The 17,481-nt window shown below is 65.8% G+C and carries 17 protein-coding genes and 1 tRNA gene; 11 read left to right on the forward strand and 7 right to left on the reverse strand.

The genetic code is table 11. The annotated features are described in order from the left end of the window. Positions 1-2 precede the first annotated feature (2 nt). Positions 3-662: a CDP-diacylglycerol--glycerol-3-phosphate 3-phosphatidyltransferase gene (pgsA, locus tag ACFK0J_RS27675; RefSeq protein ID WP_378743066.1), complete on the reverse strand. Its 660-nt coding sequence runs from the start codon at positions 660-662 to the stop codon at positions 3-5. A gap of 181 nt (positions 663-843) precedes the next feature. On the opposite strand from pgsA, the gene ACFK0J_RS27680 reads away from it, so the two are divergent. The 3 genes from ACFK0J_RS27680 (at position 844) to ACFK0J_RS27690 (ending at position 2,430) form a co-directional block, all read left to right on the forward strand. Then, positions 844-1,410 carry an amino-acid N-acetyltransferase gene (locus ACFK0J_RS27680; protein WP_218470421.1) on the forward strand — a complete coding sequence of 189 codons (567 nt, stop codon included), beginning with the start codon at positions 844-846 and terminating at the stop codon, positions 1,408-1,410. A 28-nt stretch (positions 1,411-1,438) separates the two neighbouring features. Beyond that, entirely contained in the window at positions 1,439-1,723 is a 285-nt protein-coding gene (locus tag ACFK0J_RS27685) for a YciI family protein (RefSeq protein ID WP_378732181.1), read from the forward strand. A 161-nt stretch (positions 1,724-1,884) separates the two neighbouring features. Continuing rightward, positions 1,885-2,430 (forward strand): hypothetical protein, encoded by a 546-nt coding sequence (locus tag ACFK0J_RS27690; RefSeq protein WP_378732184.1) that lies wholly within the window; start codon positions 1,885-1,887, stop codon positions 2,428-2,430. 15 nt (positions 2,431-2,445) lie between these two features. Here the strand turns inward: ACFK0J_RS27690 and ACFK0J_RS27695 are convergent, their stop codons facing one another. Beyond that, the gene (locus ACFK0J_RS27695; RefSeq protein ID WP_378732187.1) at positions 2,446-3,429 is read right to left on the reverse strand and encodes a TerC family protein; all 984 of its coding nucleotides are present in this window, start codon (positions 3,427-3,429) and stop codon (positions 2,446-2,448) included. A 130-nt stretch (positions 3,430-3,559) separates the two neighbouring features. On the opposite strand from ACFK0J_RS27695, the gene ACFK0J_RS27700 reads away from it, so the two are divergent. From ACFK0J_RS27700 to ACFK0J_RS27710, 3 genes are all read left to right on the forward strand, one after another. After that, positions 3,560-4,387: a class I SAM-dependent methyltransferase gene (locus tag ACFK0J_RS27700; protein ID WP_378732190.1), complete on the forward strand. Its 828-nt coding sequence runs from the start codon at positions 3,560-3,562 to the stop codon at positions 4,385-4,387. Between the two features lie 75 nt (positions 4,388-4,462). After that, positions 4,463-5,083, forward strand: a complete 621-nt coding sequence (locus ACFK0J_RS27705) for a hypothetical protein (protein ID WP_378732193.1) — start codon at positions 4,463-4,465, stop codon at positions 5,081-5,083. 319 nt (positions 5,084-5,402) lie between these two features. After that, positions 5,403-5,477 (forward strand) — tRNA-Leu (locus ACFK0J_RS27710). Between the two features lie 1,231 nt (positions 5,478-6,708). Here ACFK0J_RS27710 and ACFK0J_RS27715 read toward each other — a convergent pair. Then, positions 6,709-7,890: a PP2C family protein-serine/threonine phosphatase gene (locus ACFK0J_RS27715; protein ID WP_378732196.1), complete on the reverse strand. Its 1,182-nt coding sequence runs from the start codon at positions 7,888-7,890 to the stop codon at positions 6,709-6,711. A gap of 140 nt (positions 7,891-8,030) precedes the next feature. Between ACFK0J_RS27715 and ACFK0J_RS27720 the strand changes: the two genes are divergently transcribed. Further along, a complete protein-coding gene (locus ACFK0J_RS27720) occupies positions 8,031-8,513 on the forward strand; it encodes a MarR family winged helix-turn-helix transcriptional regulator (protein WP_378732199.1) in 483 nt (160 codons plus the stop codon). 326 nt (positions 8,514-8,839) lie between these two features. Continuing rightward, positions 8,840-9,187: an STAS domain-containing protein gene (locus ACFK0J_RS27725; protein ID WP_378732202.1), complete on the forward strand. Its 348-nt coding sequence runs from the start codon at positions 8,840-8,842 to the stop codon at positions 9,185-9,187. Between the two features lie 125 nt (positions 9,188-9,312). On the opposite strand, the gene ACFK0J_RS27730 is transcribed toward ACFK0J_RS27725, so the two are convergent. Continuing rightward, positions 9,313-9,894, reverse strand: coding sequence for a hypothetical protein (locus tag ACFK0J_RS27730; protein WP_378732205.1), 582 nt, complete (start codon positions 9,892-9,894; stop codon positions 9,313-9,315). A gap of 498 nt (positions 9,895-10,392) precedes the next feature. Here ACFK0J_RS27730 and ACFK0J_RS27735 point away from each other — a divergent pair, with 498 nt between their 5' ends. Next, positions 10,393-10,605 (forward strand): hypothetical protein, encoded by a 213-nt coding sequence (locus tag ACFK0J_RS27735; protein WP_378732207.1) that lies wholly within the window; start codon positions 10,393-10,395, stop codon positions 10,603-10,605. Here the strand turns inward: ACFK0J_RS27735 and ACFK0J_RS27740 are convergent. Beyond that, on the reverse strand, positions 10,602-13,172 hold the full coding sequence (locus ACFK0J_RS27740) for a DNA translocase FtsK (protein WP_378732210.1): 2,571 nt from the start codon (positions 13,170-13,172) through the stop codon (positions 10,602-10,604). The genes ACFK0J_RS27735 and ACFK0J_RS27740 overlap by 4 nt on opposite strands. 188 nt (positions 13,173-13,360) lie before the next feature. Then, on the reverse strand, positions 13,361-13,984 hold the full coding sequence (locus tag ACFK0J_RS27745; RefSeq protein WP_378732213.1) for a TIGR03085 family metal-binding protein: 624 nt from the start codon (positions 13,982-13,984) through the stop codon (positions 13,361-13,363). Between the two features lie 168 nt (positions 13,985-14,152). On the opposite strand from ACFK0J_RS27745, the gene ACFK0J_RS27750 reads away from it, so the two are divergent. Next, a complete protein-coding gene (locus tag ACFK0J_RS27750) occupies positions 14,153-14,557 on the forward strand; it encodes a DUF4189 domain-containing protein (protein ID WP_378732216.1) in 405 nt (134 codons plus the stop codon). A 29-nt stretch (positions 14,558-14,586) separates the two neighbouring features. Continuing rightward, positions 14,587-15,147, forward strand: a complete 561-nt coding sequence (locus ACFK0J_RS27755) for a hypothetical protein (protein WP_378732219.1) — start codon at positions 14,587-14,589, stop codon at positions 15,145-15,147. 79 nt (positions 15,148-15,226) lie between these two features. On the opposite strand, the gene ACFK0J_RS27760 is transcribed toward ACFK0J_RS27755, so the two are convergent. After that, on the reverse strand, positions 15,227-17,461 hold the full coding sequence (locus tag ACFK0J_RS27760; RefSeq protein WP_378732222.1) for an RNase J family beta-CASP ribonuclease: 2,235 nt from the start codon (positions 17,459-17,461) through the stop codon (positions 15,227-15,229). Positions 17,462-17,481 lie beyond the last annotated feature (20 nt).

Consider the following 17,481-nt stretch of genomic DNA (forward strand, 5'->3'; position numbering starts at 1 on the left):
GTTCATGCGCCGCGCGTTCGGCCCGGCCCGCCCGCGAACCACACCCGTGCCGCCTGGCCGACATAGTCGAGTCCGGTGATCACGGTCAGTGCGACGGCCACATACATCAGCACCATGCCCGCGCCGGCGAACCAACCCGCCAGCGGCAACAGCAGGACCGCGATCGCGATCGACTGCATCAACGTTTTCAACTTGCCGCCACGTCCAGCGGGGATCACGCCGCGGCGCACCACGGCCAGACGGAGCAGGGTCACACCGATCTCACGACCGCAGATGACCAGGGTGATCCACCAGGCCAGGTCGCCGAGCACGGACAAGCCGATCACCGCGGAACCGATCAGCGCCTTGTCCGCGATGGGGTCGGCGAGCTTGCCGAAGTCGGTGACCAGGCCGTATTTGCGCGCCAGTTGCCCATCGAAACGATCGGTGATCGCGGCAATGCCGAACAGCGCGGCCGCCACGATCCGCCAGAAGGTCTCGTGCCCGTCGCCGACGAACAGTGCGACCACGAACAACGGCACCAGCGCGATCCGCAGCATGGTCAGGATGTTCGCGATGTTCATCAGCGGCACCGCCGGTTCGGCGTGCGGCGGGACGAAGCCGGACCGGATCGGCGTGGTCGCCGCCCAGCTGCGGTCGATCTCCTCCGGCTGCGCACTCACGCCGCTACCTCGCTGCGCTTGCTCATCGACACCCCAGAACGTGTGCGGCACGACGAATACCGGCGCCGGTGCGGCGCTCGTCACGCCGGACCCGCTGCCCGGCGCGATGCGGTGAGCGGGACGACTGGATGTGTGGCACACGTTCAGCCTATCGGTAACCCACCCGACTACTCTGCACCCCATGAACTCTCGGGGACCACTAGGTGGTTCGACCAGCGACGCACATCCGGGCGTGCCTCTCGGCGCGCAGCACTCCGCACTGGTTGTCCGACGCGCGCGAACCTCCGATGTGCCCGAGATCAAACGCCTCGTCGATGTCTACGCCGGTCGGATTCTGCTGGAGAAGAACCTGGTCACGCTGTACGAAGCCGTGCAGGAGTTCTGGGTGGCCGAGTTGGACGGCCGGGTGGTCGGCTGCGGTGCGCTGCATGTGCTGTGGGCCGATCTCGGCGAGGTGCGCACGGTCGCGGTGCATCCGGATGTCAAGGGCAGCGGGGTCGGCCGGATCGTGGTGGAACGGCTGATCGCGGTCGCCCGCGAGCTGGAGTTGCGGCGGGTATTCGTGCTGACCTTCGAGGTGGAGTTCTTCGCCAGGCACGGGTTCGTCGAGATCGAGGGCACGCCGGTGACCGCCGAGGTGTACGCGGAGATGTGCCGGTCCTACGACACCGGCGTCGCCGAGTTCCTCGACCTGAGCTACGTGAAGCCGAACACCCTCGGCAATACTCGGATGCTGCTCACTCTCTGAAACCCGACGTACAGGAAGCGATCCACCCGTGCCGATCTTCGCCGTCCACTACACGTACTCCGACGCCACCGTTCCGGGCCGGGACACGTACCGTCCCGAGCACCGCGGATGGCTGAGCGGTCTGCTCGCGGACGGCACGCTGCTCAGCAGTGGGCCGTACCCGGACGGGTCCGGTGCGCTCATCCTGTTCCAGGCCGAGGACGCGCCCGCGCTCAACGCGCTGCTCGCCCAGGATCCGTTCGCCCGGGAAAAGTTGATCGACGATGTTCGTGTCGTCGAATGGCAGCCGGTGATGGGCACTTTCGCGTCTTGACCGGCCGCTCCCGCCTCGGTCCCGATTCCCCCGCACGCCACCTCGCGGGTGCGGGGGAATCATCGGCATCTTCGCCGGGTTGGCGGAAAGTCAGCTAACTTGCGGCGACACACCGGGCGTGATACGGACATACCGCCTGCTCGACACGGCAGACTCGCGCCATGCGCACATACGTAGCGGTTTTCGCGTCGACGGCCGCCACCGCCGGCCTGTTGTACGCGTATCTGGGTGCACCGGACAAATCGGACCCAGCAACCTCGTCCTCGGCTCGTCCGCTGACCCGGCCCGGTGTCGCCGACCCGGTGCTGTACCGGTCGGTGGACGGCTACTACTTCCAGACCGCGGATCGCCGCATCACCTGCGGCATCCTCGATCAGCCGATCGGCCAACCGCGGCGCACCGCGGGTTGTCAGGGCGCGACCGGGCCCGCGCCGCCGCACATGCAGAAGTGCTGGAGCACCGATCCGGCCGCCGCCGCGCTCGCGGTCGGCGAGGACGCCGGATACCTGTGCGTGAACCAGGGGTTCTACACCGGGCCGCAGGTCCAGCCCGGCGATGGCACCGGCGTCGGGCCGGTGCTGCCCGCCGGATCCACCCTGAGCGCGCACGGATACACCTGTCGGGCCGAGACTTTCAGCGTCACCTGTAGCAATGACGAAGACGGGCACGGTTTCGAGATCGCACCGGACAGCAACCGGGTGTTCTGAACGGTTACGCCCCGCTCAGTCCACCCGGGTCCGGGTCCGGGTACGCAGCAGGCTGGCGACCGTCGCGATGATCAGGATGCCGAGGATGACACCGAGCGATAGCGCGGTGGAGATTTCCGGCACGCTGACGTGCTCGCCGCCGTTGATGAACGGCAGCGTGTTCTCGTGCAACGCGTGCAGCACCAGCTTCACGCCGATGAACGCGAGGATGGCCGACAAACCGTAGGACAGATAGACCAGCCGATCGAGGAGTCCACCGATCAGGAAGTACAACTGCCGCAAACCCATGAGTGCGAACGCGTTTGCGGTGAATACCAGGTACGGCTCGCTCGTCAGACCGTAGATCGCCGGGATCGAGTCCAGAGCGAACAGCAGGTCGGCGAAGCCGATCGCCAGCAGCGCGAGCAATAGCGGGGTCACCGCGCGACGTCCGTCGATGCGGGTGACCAGCTTGTCGCCGTCGTAGCTGTCGGTGGTCGGCAGTACCCGTTTGGCCAGCGCGACAACCCGGCTGTCGCGCTTCTCCTCGTGCTCGACCTCGTGGCCGCTCTCCCTGACGAGCTTGGCGGCGGTGTAGATGAGGAAGATGCCGAAGAGGTAGAACACCCAGCTGAACGCGCTGATCGCGGCCGCGCCGACGGCGATGAACACCCCGCGCATGACCAGCGCGATCACAATGCCGATCAGCAGCACCTTCTGCTGATAGATCCGCGGCACGGCGAAGGTGGACATGATGATCAGGAAGATGAACAGGTTGTCCACCGAGAGCGCCTTCTCGGTGACGAAGCCCGCGTAGTACTCGCCCGCGAAGGTGGACCCCCATTGCCAGGCGACATAACCGCCGAAGGCGAGAGCGAGTCCGATATAGACCGCGGACCAGAACCCGGATTCCCGGAAGCTCGGTTCGTGCGGGGTGCGCACGTGGGCGTAGAAGTCGAAAACGAACAGGGCGAGGACCACCGCGATGGTGATCACCCACTCGAGTGCGGTTACCTGCATGCGATGTGTCGATCGTCAGGGGTCATGTCGTCCATAGTGCCCGATTTGTCCGTTCCAGTCGGCTAGCGGCGTGATTGCTGACCATAATTTCACATGCGTCCAGTCGTACGTCCGTGCCACAGTGGCGAATGTGACCGACAACTACCTCCTCCTGAACAGGGCCAACTGGGACGAGCGCGCACCGGTACACGCCGCGTCGCGCGATTACGCGGTAGAGCGGTTCCTCGCCGAACCGGACTTCCTCAGCGAGGTGGTGCGGTTCGATCGGCCGCTGCTCGGCGATGTCAACGGGCTGCGGGGGGTGCATCTGCAATGCCACATCGGCACCGACACGCTCTCGCTGGCCCGGCTCGGCGCCATCATGACCGGACTCGACTTCTCACCGGCCTCGCTGGCGCAGGCCCGAACGCTCGCCGAAAAAACCGGTGCGCGTGTCGATTTCGTCGAATCGGATGTCTATGACTCGGTATCCGCGCTCGGCGGTGCGCAATTCGACCTGGTGTACACCGGAATCGGTGCGCTGTGCTGGCTTCCGAGCATCGACCGCTGGGCGCGGACCGTGGCGGGGCTGCTGCGGCCCGGCGGGCGGCTGTTCATTCGGGAGATCCATCCGACGCTCGCCACGATCGACGAGAGCCATACGGACCGGCTGGTCATCGGCTACCCGTACTTCGAAACGCCGGAGCCGATGGTGTTCTCCGACGGCGGCACCTACGTGGAATCCGATGTGCAGTTCGACCAAACCACCACGCACGAATGGAATCACGGGTTCGGTGAGATGGTGACCGCGCTGTTGCACGCGGGTCTGTCGATCACCGGACTCACCGAACACCGCAGTGTGCCATGGGAAGCACTGCCCGGACAGATGACGCTCGGGATCGGCGGTGAATGGCACCTCACCGCGCACCCGGAGCGGTTGCCGCTCAGTTACACCCTGCAAGCGCGCAAGCTGGAGTGATAGCCATTCAACACAGTGCCGCGTGACACGGCGCGTCCCAGCCGAAAGCCGAGTACCGCACGACAGAATGCCGTCATGCAAATCCGAGAAGCTCGTATCGCCGTGGTGCCGTGCGCCGTCGCGCTGGCGTTGCTGGCCGGATGCGGGGACGACGACAAGGGTTCGGGGACACCGACCTCCAGCTCGGTGCCGCCGAGCTCGCAGGCGCCGAGTTCCTCGGCCACCCCGACGACCCCGATGACCACCACCGCCGCACCGACCACCTCGCGCGGCCCCGTGTCCGGTCCGGTCGATCCGGAGCAGTACCGGCAGCAGATGGGGTACTACTTCCAGTCGCCGACCGGTTCGTTCCTCTGCGCGATCCTCGATCAGCCGATCGATGACAACGCTCAGGTCGGCTGTCAGGGACCGACCGCGCCCGCGCCCGCCGACCTCCAGGACTGCTGGAGCAAGAGTCCGATGGCGAGCACGCTGACTGTCGGAAAACGCTCGGGGGCACGCTGCTTGAATCAGGGCGTGTTCGTCGGCGCGCCGATCGACGGCGGTAGCCGCGGTGGCGGACGAGTACTTCCGTATGGTGGGATGCTCACCGTCGGACCGTTCACTTGCGACTCCGCCGAGAGCGGCGTGACCTGCACGAACAACACCACCGGAGCTGGGTTCAAGATCGCCCGCGAGACCAACCGAACGTTCTGAGACGGCTGCACCCGGTTCCCAACGCGGGATCCGGATGTTAGCGTCGATACCAGAGAACGCACACGACCAGGAAGGCGAAGGACGATGGCAGGGACCGAGCAGCGGCAGCGCTCGCGCAACGGTGCCTGGCAGTCCAACGCCGTGCTATCGACCGTCACCTATCGCCGGCTGAACGTCCGGAGCGGCCCCTGACCCGTGTCTTCCATAGACCCGTGAAAGGGGTCACTCCGCGGCAAACGCCAAGGGGTGACCCCTTTTTCGTGCACCCGCTGAAGGTGCAGGTCGGTGGTTCGTCTCCACCCACGGATACGAAACCCGATCCCTCGTAGCCCAATCGGTAGAGGCACCGGACCTAGATTCCGGGAAGGTGCGAGTTCGAATCTCGCCGAGGGAACATACAACATCTACACAATTGTCGTTCGCGCGTTGACCTGGCATTTCCGTGGTCACGGTAGCCGTGGTGACGCCTTGCCGCTCAACGATTCCGAGCAGTCGACTGGCTGAGGTCGCCCGTGCGAGCCCAAATACCTGAGTCGCCCATAACCGCTACGGCAAATCGGTTGTGCCCCAGTTCGGTGGTTGAAAACCGAGCAGTCGCATACAAGAGCTTCTGGCAGTGATGTATCAGCGCTGCTGGAGGGCGGTTTTGGAAGTGGGGATACGGTGTTGAAAATTCGAGTTGATTGGGTGCGTCGCATTCTAGAAAATTAGTACGCAAGGCATTTCAACAGTAAAGGTCCCGCAATGCCAATTGCCCTGCGTCTGGATGGCAGGGGGCCTTGAAGTTCATTGCCGCTGGCTCAGGTGCATTTCTAGGAAGAAATTTCCGACCTGGCCTGAAAAGTCACACCACAGAAAAGGAATCACAGACGTGATCAATCGTCTCGGAAAAGCTCTGGTATGCGCCACGATGGCCGCATCAGTAATCGGATTCGCAGCCCCCACCCAGGCTGCACCGACGGTCAAAACAGTCGAAGCGCCTGGGGGATGGTGGCGTACTGGCTGTGAACCTGGGCGGGCCTGCATCAGGGGGGTTGAAGGGCCACACAGAGGGCAGTGGTACAACTTCGATGGCTGCGGCCCCCATGCCCTCAACGGCCATTTCGATTGGGCTATCGCCCACGGCAACGAGTTGCGTGTCGACTACGTAAATGGCAGATTTGACCATACCTACCCAGGGACCAACCGAGGTTTGGACGGCGGAACCTTGATCTTCAACGCGCACGTGTTCTGCTGAACCTCACTCAGCTGGGCGCTTTAGGCGGCAGCGCTACTACCCGATAGCGGTGGCAGTGCAGACAAGAATCCTGCTCCACTATCTAGAAGACGGGCCCGGTCCTGCCCCATATAGGCAGACCGGGCCCGTCGACGTGGATAATCGAATGCCAACCAGAAATGTATTCCGACAGCTCCGTAATCACGATCATAACGACGAATTTGTCGTTGCCAGACACAATTTCATCCGATGGCAGCGCGGTCAAATCGATACGGCTGATCGGCTCTAGGCCGCGATCATCCCGCAGTGTTCGGTGCAGTCCGTCATCGATGCGCCGGGCTTCAGCGAGTTGGTCTTTCGAGGACGACGATGTGTCACTGTCGCACCGACGCGAGCGCGTGGGCTTTGCTCAGTTGCCGCGGGGGCTGTTCCAGTCGATGCAGACCACGACGGCGTCGTCGAGCAGGTCGGTGCCCTCGTGGTAGTCGAGCAGTTCGGTGATGATGGCTCGTGCGGCCTCTGAGGCGGGCAGGTTGCTGGAGGCATGTATCGCGAGGTCGAGGTTGGTGGTGCCGTATTCGACACCGGTGGGGGCCTGCGCGGTGTGTACGCCGTCGCTGACGATGATCAACCGGTCGCCGGGATCGACTTGGAAGGTTTGTTCGCGGTAGTCGGTGCCGTCGAACATACCCAGCGGCAGTTGCTCCTCGAACGCGATCAGTTCGACCACGCCGTCGCGCAGCCGCAGCGCGCGCGGCGAGCCCGCGTCGACCACCCCCACGCGGCCGGTGGCGACCTCGAAGCGCATCAGCAAAGTCGCGACGTGCTGGCTGCCCCCGTACTGGGCGTAGAGGGCTTGGTCGGCCAGGCATGCCTGGTCTGCGATGTCCAGACCCGCCCGGCGCGCGTTACGTAGTGCGCTGATGGCGAGGTTGGTGAGCAGAGCGGCGTCGATGCCCTGACCCATGCCGTTGGACACGGTGACGGTCAGATATTCGGCCGAGGTGCTCCAGTCGAAGTTGTCCCCGCCGATGGTGTAGGCGGGCTCGAGTTGCCCGCCCAGGGAGTACGCCGTGCGGGCACAGCCGCGCCCCGGCAGCAGTTGCCATTGCATCTCCGCGGCGAGGCTGAGGCGTTCCCGGCGGCGGGCTTGCAGGTAGAGGTCGGTGTCGCGTTCGGCGACGATCAGTTCGTGCCCGAGCATGGTGGCCAGCCCGGCCAGGGCGTCTTGCTCGTCGTCGGTGGGCGCTGCCGGCAGGCAGGCCCGCAGGATGCCGAGCCGGTCGCCGCGCACGGCCACCGGCAGGTGGATCACGACCCCTTCGGCGTCCGGACCCGGTTCCAGCAGCACCTGCTGGGCGGTGAAGGCCCGGCCTGCGGTCGTGGTCCTGATCGGCAGCGGTGTCGCGGTGTGGGGCAGTTCGATAACCGGCTGCAGCATCGACAACCGGTAGTCGGCCAGCAGCAGGTCCACCGAACTCGCCGCGAAGTCGGTTCGCAGCGTGGCCCGCAAGACATCGAGCAGAGCATGGGGGGCGCTGGCGCGCAGGGCTCTCTCGGCGTGACCGAACGAGTCGCCGATGCGGGTCATATGGGCCTCCGAGAGTCGGCGAGCCCGCGGGGGCTACGTGGCTGCGGTCGATCGCAACAATTGTCGCGCGACACGGTTCTGACGACGTTACCTCGTGCCAGGGGTGTCGCGATGCCGGGTCGACGTGTAACAGTAGTGGCATGAGCAGTGCGCGGCGGCCGGACCGGTCCGGAACCGATCTCGCCGCGTCTGTGGAGCAGGCGGCGGCCCGGCTGGTCATGCTATGGGGTCGTGCCCAGCAGGCTGCGGCGACCCGCGTATCGCCCTCTCAACTGCAAGCATTGGCCATTGTGCAACAACACGGGCAGATCAACCTCAACGGCCTGGCCGCCGAATTGGACGCCATGCCGTCCTCGGCAAGCCGACTGTGCGACCGGCTCCAGGCAGCGGGATTGCTTGCCCGTACCGCCAGCCTGGCCAACCGCCGGGAAGTGATGCTGGCGTTGACCAGGGACGGGCACCGGCTGCTCACCGAGGTCAGCACCACCCGACAGCGGGAGCTGGCCCAGGTGCTCCAGGGCATGAGTGCCGCAGGGCGAGAAGCCCTGCTGGTGGGATTGGCAGAGTTCACCGCAAGCGCCGAGCAGAGCCCCGACCTCACACAGCAGGAGCGTCGAGCCTGACCAGCTCAACCACCAGCCAACACTTTCCCTGCAACAATCGACAATAATGACGCCCGGTTCACCATGGCGAGACATTTCTGCCGAGAATTCGCAGCTCACAGGCGAATCCCCGCAGCTCATGCGCGGAGGCCGCATTGTGCCGCCGCCTGACCCCACCAGGTGCCCAGCCGCTGATGCGCAGTGGAGATCGACGTGATGCGTGGCCTGGCAACAGCTTTCGCGTGCTACCGGAGTGTTCCGCCTCGAGGACTAGCGTCTCCATGATTGTCGTGCGACAATTGTTTGGTGGATCGCACCGAACCGATCCCATGGAGGTGAGGTCGGTCGTGAGTTCATCCAGCGCCATCCTGACGGAATCCCCGGCTCAGCGATATCTGGACCTCGGACCCGGTGAGGTGCGGTGTTTTCCGCAGGAATGCCCTCCACGGGTGGCGATGCGCGGTGACATCGACTTGACCACCGCGCCCCAACTCGACCAGGCCTATCTGGAACTCGCACAGCTGGCAGCCGCCGATGTCGTGATCGACCTGGCCGAGGTCACCTTCCTGGGATGCGTGGCACTACGGCTACTGGTCGGATTGACCGAACGACTGTCGCCAACCGGACACGAGGTGGCCATTCAGTCGCCGAGTCTGCCCGCACGGCGCCTGCTCGAACTCGCCGGATTTCTGTAGTAGACCGCTCCCCCACCCCGCCTCAGACCCCTGCTGGTACCAACAGTGCGTGAGTTCTCAGATGGGCTCTGAAATCAGTTAGCATCGACGGAAAGTGACGCCGCGCGGACCGCATCCCCGTACCTCTACTTGCGGATCTTCTTGATTTTCTTGACTTCGGGAGCGCCGAATGCCTTGTTGAAGGCTTCGATGGCGGCATCCTCGGCCTTGGCGGCAGCATTGGCCAGGTCTACATCATCAGGAGCGTCGGCAGCGGTCCTGGCGGCATCGGCGGCACGGTCGGCAGCATGGTCGGCGGCACGTTCGGCGTCGGAAGCTCCGTACTCACTGGCGGCGTCTACGTAGGCGTTGGCCAATAGCGCGGCCACGTCAGCGGCGTCTCTGGCCTCCTCGGCGGCGGTCTTGGTGTCGGTGGCACTGTCTGCGGCACTCGCGTTGGAGTCAATTTTCTCGGCTGCTGTCCGAGCGAGAGCTAATTTGTCAGGGTAGGCACCGGCCTTGTCTGCGGCTTCGACCAAGGCATGGCCGCGTTTACTGGCGCTGTGGGCGCGTTCCCGCGCCTGAGTGATCAGGTTCTGTTCGGGAGCCGCGACATGCATACCGAAACCGGTAACAGGCGCGGCCGCAGCAGGAACCGCTGCCGCTATGCCATTCCAGAGTATGGCGGCGGAGACAGTCGCTACGAGTGTGGTACGCAGTACAGGCATGTGGCCTCCAACATGATCGGGATTCCAATCGAACCAACGAGAATCACCCGCACAACCACAGCAGGTGCTGTCAGTACATTCGCCACCGCGCGGCGCAAAGATGGGCTCCGTCACCACAATCCATGCCCAGTCAGCACCCGGTATCCGGTCATGACCGTCCGCGCGGACCTTGACCTACACGAGCGCGCGAAAGCCACTGTCGCCGAGATCGACTCGAACCCGAACACTTACGTGGTCGCGTTCCTGCGCTGGCTGGACGTGTAGTTGGTTTGCGTGCGGGCTCGCTCCGAGAGGGCGTGTCGAGGGCACCGTTGCGCCATCTTCAGTGGCTCTGGACCTGCGGACTACAAGGCGCGGTGTTGATGCGGTCGCGGCTTCTGCCTGCGTCGAGACCGGCTGGCGGACCGTGTAGTCGGTGGTGCGGGAGCGGCTCGGTCCGGGCTGGTGCCTGCCGATTCGGCAGCCCCGGCTGGGGTGGGCAGGCGTTTCGATTCACCGGTGGCGACAAGCTGTTCGAGTGATCCGAGCGACAAGGACCACACCGAACACGGCGACACCTTCACAGCTGGCGAGGTCAGCTACCTCCACGCCGACTCATCGAACACTTTCGTCGCCGACGAGGACACCGAGATGGCGTATGTGGCCAGCCCACCCGCGACCTACGCCGCGCATGTGGCGGCGTCGGGACCGTCGGCCGACGGTCGAAACTAGGCGGAATCCTCCGGTGGGGGTTCGCCTTCGCCGCCGCGGATCGACCACAGCAAACCTTCGAGTTCGTCGGGTTTGATGAGGACGTCGCGGGCCTTGGAGCCCTCGCTGGGACCTACTACGCCGCGGGTTTCCATCAGGTCCATCAGGCGGCCGGCCTTGGCGAAGCCGACGCGGAGCTTGCGTTGCAGCATGGAGGTGGAGCCGAATTGGGAGGTGACGACCAGTTCCACGGCTTGGATGAACACGTCGAGGTCGTCGCCGATGTCGGGGTCGACATCTTTCTTCTCGCCCGTCTTGGCGGCGGTGACGCCCTCCTGATATTCGGGCTCGGCCTGGTTTTTGGCGAAGTCGACGACGGCGTGGATTTCCTCGTCGCTGATGAACGCACCCTGTAGACGGGTCGGCTTGTTCGCGCCCATCGGCAGGAAAAGGCCGTCGCCCATGCCGATCAGCTTCTCGGCGCCCGGCTGATCCAGGATGACCCGCGAGTCCGTCAACGACGAGGTGGCGAAGGCCAACCGGGACGGCACGTTGGTCTTGATCAGGCCGGTGACCACGTCGACCGAGGGGCGCTGGGTGGCGAGCACGAGGTGAATGCCTGCGGCGCGGGCCTTTTGGGTGATCCGCACGATCGCGTCCTCGACATCGCGGGGCGCGGTCATCATCAGGTCGGCGAGCTCGTCGACGATGGCGAGGATGTACGGGTAGGGCCGGTACACCCGTTCGCTGCCCAGCGGCGCGGTGATCGCGCCCGACTTCACCTTCTTGTTGAAGTCGTCGATGTGGCGAACCTTGTTGGCCTGCATGTCCTGATAGCGCTGCTCCATCTCCTCCACCAGCCAGGTCAGCGCGGCGGCCGCCTTCTTCGGCTGGGTGATGATGGGCGTGATCAGGTGCGGAATGCCTTCGTATGGGGTGAGTTCCACCATCTTCGGGTCGATCAGGATCATCCTGACCTCTTCCGGCGTCGCCCGATGCAGCAGCGAGACCAGCATCGAGTTCACGAAACTCGACTTACCCGAGCCGGTGGAACCAGCGACCAGCAGGTGCGGCATCTTGGCGAGATTCGCCGCGAGGTAATCGCCCTCGATGTTCTTGCCGAGCCCGATCACCAACGGGTGGTGGTCGTTTCGGGTCGACGGCGCCTTGAGTACGTCGGCGAGGCGGACGAGTTCCCGGTCGGAGTTGGGCACCTCGATGCCGACGGCGGACTTGCCGGGAATCGGGGCGAGCAGCCGAACATTCTCCGTCGCAACGGCATAGGCGATATTGCGGGCCAGCGCGGTGATCTTCTCGACCTTCACACCCGGCCCGAGTTCCACCTCGTAACGGGTGACCGTCGGGCCGCGCACGAAACCGGTGACGGCGGCGTCGATTTTGAACTGCACCAGCACCTCGGTGATCGCCTCGATCATCGATTCGTTGGCGGCACTGCGCTTCTTGGGCGGGTCGCCGTCGGTGAGCAGCGACATCGGCGGCAGCACATAGTCGCCCTCGACCTCGCGGTCGGCGACGAACTCGAGTTGCTTGGGTGGCGGCGGGGTCTGGTCTTCGACTTTGACCGGGCGCTGCTTTTTCGGTTTCGGCTTCGCCACGGGCTCTTCGGCGGCGATCGGCTTGGCATCGCGCAGCGGCGGTTCGCCGATCACCTCGGTCACGGCGTCGGGATCGCCGAATTCGTCGGGCGGATAGTTCTCTACCGGTGTGCGGCCGCGCCGCTTGGCTTTGCCGGAATGCAGCGGGAACCCGTCGGCGTCGTATTTCGCCGGGTCGTACTCGCCGTATTCGTTGTAGTCACCGTATTCGTCGCCGCCGCTGCCGGTGCCGAAGTACTCGCGCAGCCGGTCCGGCACCTCGCGCACCGTGGTGCCGGTCAGTAGCAGCACCCCGAAGACGATGGCCAGCAACAGAATCGGCACCGAAAGCCAGGCGGTGAGCCCGTCGGTGAGCGGCCCGCCCACCACGAAACCGACGAAACCCGCTGCGCGCGAACGCCCGTGCGGATCGGTCGGCGCCCCGGCGATGACATGCCACAATCCGAGAACCGGCAGGCCGACCAGCAGGCCGCCGAGCACCAGCCGCGGCCGGATCTCCGGATGTGCCTGGGTGCGCATCAGGATGACCGCGATCATGGTGGCCACGAACGGCAGTCCGGCCGAGGCGGATCCGGACACCGCGCGAATGGCCTCACCCACCCAATGCCCGACCGGGCCGCCCGCCGACAGCCACACCGCGGCCGCGATCACCGCGCTCAGCGCGATCAGGGCCAGCGCGATGCCGTCGCGACGGTGGCCGTGCTCGATTTCGCCCGCCTTGCTCAGGGTCCGGGTGGTGGCGCCGAGGCCGCGCGCGAGCATGTTCCAGCCGCTGCTGATGCCGCGGCTCAGCACCGCGAGCGGTGCGGTGTTCGACTTGCGTCGAACCGGTCGGCGAGCGGGTGCGCGGCGCCCGCGCGGGGTCGACGCCGCGCGGGGTGTCGCCGAACGGGACCGTGCCGCCGTGGTCCTTCCCCGCGCCGATCCCGCCCGCGCCCGAGTAGTCGTGGTGCTGCGGGACTTACCTGCCATGGACCCAGGCTAGCCGCAAACGCCCCATCGAGACCATCCGCAACACTGGTATCGCGGGCATCAGGGGCCGCTAACTGTGCGGATGCCCAGGTCGCCGCCGATCCGGGGCCGCGCACGAACCGACCGAGCTCAGGGCCGCCTCCGCGTGTCGAACGTGCCGCCCCCAGCGCCTGATCGGCGCCGTTCGGTCAGACGGAGCGGTCCAGACTCAGTACGGTCCGTACCGCCTCGGGGTCGCCCCAGGTCTCGAGTCGGACCTCGTCGCGGCCGAACACGTGCAACAGCAGCTCCGACGGCTCGGCTCGCAACGTCACTTCACTGCCCAGCTTCGGCTGGATGACCGCACGTTTCCCATCGGGGGTCGCCAGGACCACCGTGACCGGCGAGGCGCGATAGGACCGCCGTGCCATCTTGCTGGCCAGGAACCAATATTTGGCCTCGTCGGCGGCCGACAGCTCGCGCGGCTCCCAGCCGGGTGAGCCGCGGCGCACGTCCTCGTGGTGGACGAACATCTCGGCCAGGTTCGCGAGCGCGTCGATCGGCCGCAGCGGTGACCACCACGGCGGGCCGGTCCGGACCAGCTCCAGCAGCTCGGGAAACGGCTTACGGGCCGTTTTCGCTTGCACGCCTTCGAGATACCCGGCAAACGGCTTCAGCATGATGCCGAGCGAGGCGTCCAGGCGTCGCTCGCGAACCACCAAGTGCGCGGCCAGGTCTCGCACCGTCCAGGTCCCGCAGAGCGTCGGTGCCTCCGGCCCTGCCGCCGTCATCGTCTCCACGAGCTGCTGACGTTCCCGCTGCGCGATGCTCACCCCCTGAACATACCGACCACTGCTCCGGTGCGGCAGCTCCGACATCCCGAAACCGCACGCGCCGCCCACAAGTGGGCGCCGACCGCACACCGAGGCCCCGAATTCTTGGGTAGCGCAATGAGGGTTCGCTATGTACCTTGTCACTCGGTCCATCGGGTCGTGGGCATTATGAACAAGAAGGGCAAATCCCCTGTGAAGAAGTTTGTTACTGGTGCGGCCATTGTGGCCGCTGCTAGTTGCGCGCTGGCTATCAGCGCGCCCGCCGCGCAAGCCAAGGCGTACAACTACGGCGCCATCGCATTGTCCACCTCCACCGGGCTGATCGGATATTCCTACGATTACCCGGATTCGGCCGCCGCGCAGGCGCGAGCGGTTCGCAGCTGCGGCGCGGGCGACTGCGAGTCGGTGGTCTGGTTCGCCAATGGCTGTGGGGCAGTGGCGTATTCCAACCGGTCCGGCGCCTACAGCTGGGCCTATGCCGCCTCGCGTGGCCGCGCGCAGAGTAAAGCGTTGTCCTACAACGACTCCGGCGCCTATATCGTGCACTGGAACTGCACGTCCAATCACGGCTGATGTCCGCGAATCGATTCAGGGGAAATATCGTGAAACACCGCACTTTCCGGACCGCCGTGGCCATTGTTCTCACCGCCGCCGCAGCCACCCTCACCGCGTGTGCTTCCGGCGACAAGGAAGCGTCCGCGCCGAGCACCACCACCGATGCCGCCAAGGAAGCCGGTGAACTCCAAGGCGGAAGTGACAAGGGCGACAAGGAAACCGGTTCCGCGCCGACTACCCCGTCCTCGCCGGTGCTGGCCAAGCCCACGGCGCAACAGTTGAACGACCGCCTGACCAAGGCTTTCGATCCCAACGTGCCCAACAAGGAGAAGATCAGCTGGATCCAGGCCGCGGAGCAGGATCCCTATTTGGTCGCCAATCTCGTCGATGCCGCCAAGAAACAAGGCGTCAAGGTCGAAGTCACCAATGTGCAGGACCCCACTGAGGGCAAGCTGAAGGCCGATGCAAAGGTCACCATCAACGGCAGCCCGGTCGATGACGCCTTCATCTCCTTCGTTTCCGAAGGCGGCGAATGGAAGGTCGACCACACCTTCGCCTGCAATATCGTCAAGAGCGCGAAGATCGAGTCCGCGGCCTGCCAGGAATGAGCTAGGGACACAGGAATGAGCTAGGGACAAACGAAAAGCGCCGGGTGCCAAAGGCATCCGGCGCTTTCGCGATTCAGGGTCAGACGCCGATGACCGTCGGCACGATCATCGGGCGACGACGGTAGGTGTCGGCGACCCAGCGGCCGACGACGCGCCGCACGCTCTGCGCGATCCGGTGGATGTCGGTGACTCCTTCGGTGGCCAGCCGCAGCAGTTCGGCCTCGACGAGTTCGGCCGCGTCGGTGAGCGCCGTGGGATCGTCGGAGAACCCGCGCCCGCTGACCTCCGGCGTGCTGACCGCCTTGCCGGTGGTCTCGTCGATCGCGACGGTGATCGAGATGAACCCGCCCTCGCCGAGCACCAAACGATCCGACAGCGTCGATTCGCCGACGTCACCGACCGACAGCCCGTCGACGTACACGTGCCCGACCGGCACCCGGCCGACAATCGAGGCGATCCCGTCGACCAGGTCCACCACCACGCCGTCCTCGGCGAGCATGACCCGGTCCTCGGGCACGCCGGTCGCGATGGCGAGCGCGGCGTTGGCGCGCAGGTGCCGCCATTCGCCGTGCACCGGCATGGCATTGGTGGGTCGCACCGCGTTGTACAGGTACAGCAGCTCACCGGCCGAGGCGTGCCCGGAGACGTGCACCTTGGCGTTCTGCTGGGTGATCACCGTTGCGCCAAGCCTGGCCAGGCCGTTCACCACCGCGAACACCGAGTTCTCGTTGCCGGGGATGAGCGAGGAGGCCAGCACCACGAGATCATCCTCGCGGATATTGATCTGGCGATGGTCGCCGCGCGCCATCCTGGACAGCGCGGACAGTGGCTCGCCCTGCGAACCGGTGGAGATCAGCACCAGCCGATCGCCGGGCAGCGTCGCGGCCTGATCGAGGTCGACGACCACGCTGTCGGGCACCGTCAGGTAGCCGAGGTCCTGCGCGATCTGCATGTTGCGCACCATCGAACGACCGACGAAGCAGATCCGCCTGCCGTATTTCTGGGCGACATCGACGACCTGCTGGATGCGATGCACATGGCTGGCGAAGGAGGCGACGATCACTCGGTTGCGCGCCTTGCCGATGACCGTGTCGAGCACGCCGCCGATCTCCCGTTCCGGCGTGACGAAGCCGGGAACCTCGGCGTTGGTGGAGTCCACCAGGAACAGGTCGACGCCCTCGTCGCCGAGCCGGGAGAAACCGGCCAGGTCGGTGAGGCGACCGTCCAGGGGCAGCTGATCGAGCTTGATATCGCCGGTGTGCAGCACGACGCCCGCCGGGGTACGGATGGCGACGGCGAGTGCGTCCGGGATGGAGTGGTTGACGGCGAAGTATTCGCAGCCGAACGGTCCGTGCGTGGTGTGCTGGCCCTCGACAACCTCCACCAGCTTCGGCTGCTGACGGTGCTCCCGGCATTTCGCCGCGACCAACGCGAGGGTGAACTTCGAGCCGATGACCGGGATGTCGGAGCGCAGCCGCAACAGGAACGGCACCGCGCCGATGTGGTCCTCATGGCCGTGCGTGAGCACGACGGCGACGACATCGTCCATCCGGTGCTCGATGGGCCGGAAGTCGGGCAGGATCAGATCGACGCCGGGCTGCTGGTCCTCCGGGAACAGCACGCCACAGTCGACGATGAGCAGCTTGCCGCCGTACTCGAAAACGGTCATGTTGCGGCCGATTTCGCCGATACCGCCGAGCGCGAAGACGCGAAGCCCGTTCTTGGCCAGCCGCGGCGGCGTGCCGAGGCGATCGTGCGCGGCGGCCGCGGCGCGCGGATCCACTTGGGGCGCAGACTGTTCGGCGCGACCCCGGCCGGACTGCTGGCGGCCGCGGCCGGACTTCCGGGCCTGCTGGCCGCCCGGCGATGCGTCGGCGCGTGGGGACGACTTCTTCGCAGGTGCTTTCGCCTGGGTCGACTGTTTGGGCTGCGACTTGGTCGCGGCGGGCCGCTCTGGTTGCGCGGTCACTTCGGACTGCACTACGACGACCTCCGATTGCACCGTTACGGGCGGCTGCGCGGTAACTTCTGGCCGCGCCGTGGTTTCGGGCTGCGCTGTGGTTTCGGGCTGCGCTGTGGTTTCGGGCTGCGCCGTGGGTCTGGGCTGCGCCGGGGTTTCGGGCTGCGCTGTGCTGGCGGGCTGCGCTGTGCTGGCGGGCTGCGCTGTGCTGTCGGGCTGCGCTGCGGGCCGCTCCGAAACTACCGGCTTTTCGGTGCGGGCAGGCTGCTCGATCGGTGCGGGCGGCGGCGGTCCGGCGGTGCGGGTCGCGGCGCGACGGGGACGACGTGCGATGGGCTCACTCTGTTCGGTCATGCCCGCACCTCGCCGACGCT

The sequence above is a fragment of the Nocardia brasiliensis genome (assembly GCF_042691675.1).
In the GTDB taxonomy this organism is placed as follows: Bacteria; Actinomycetota; Actinomycetes; order Mycobacteriales; family Mycobacteriaceae; genus Nocardia; species Nocardia brasiliensis_D.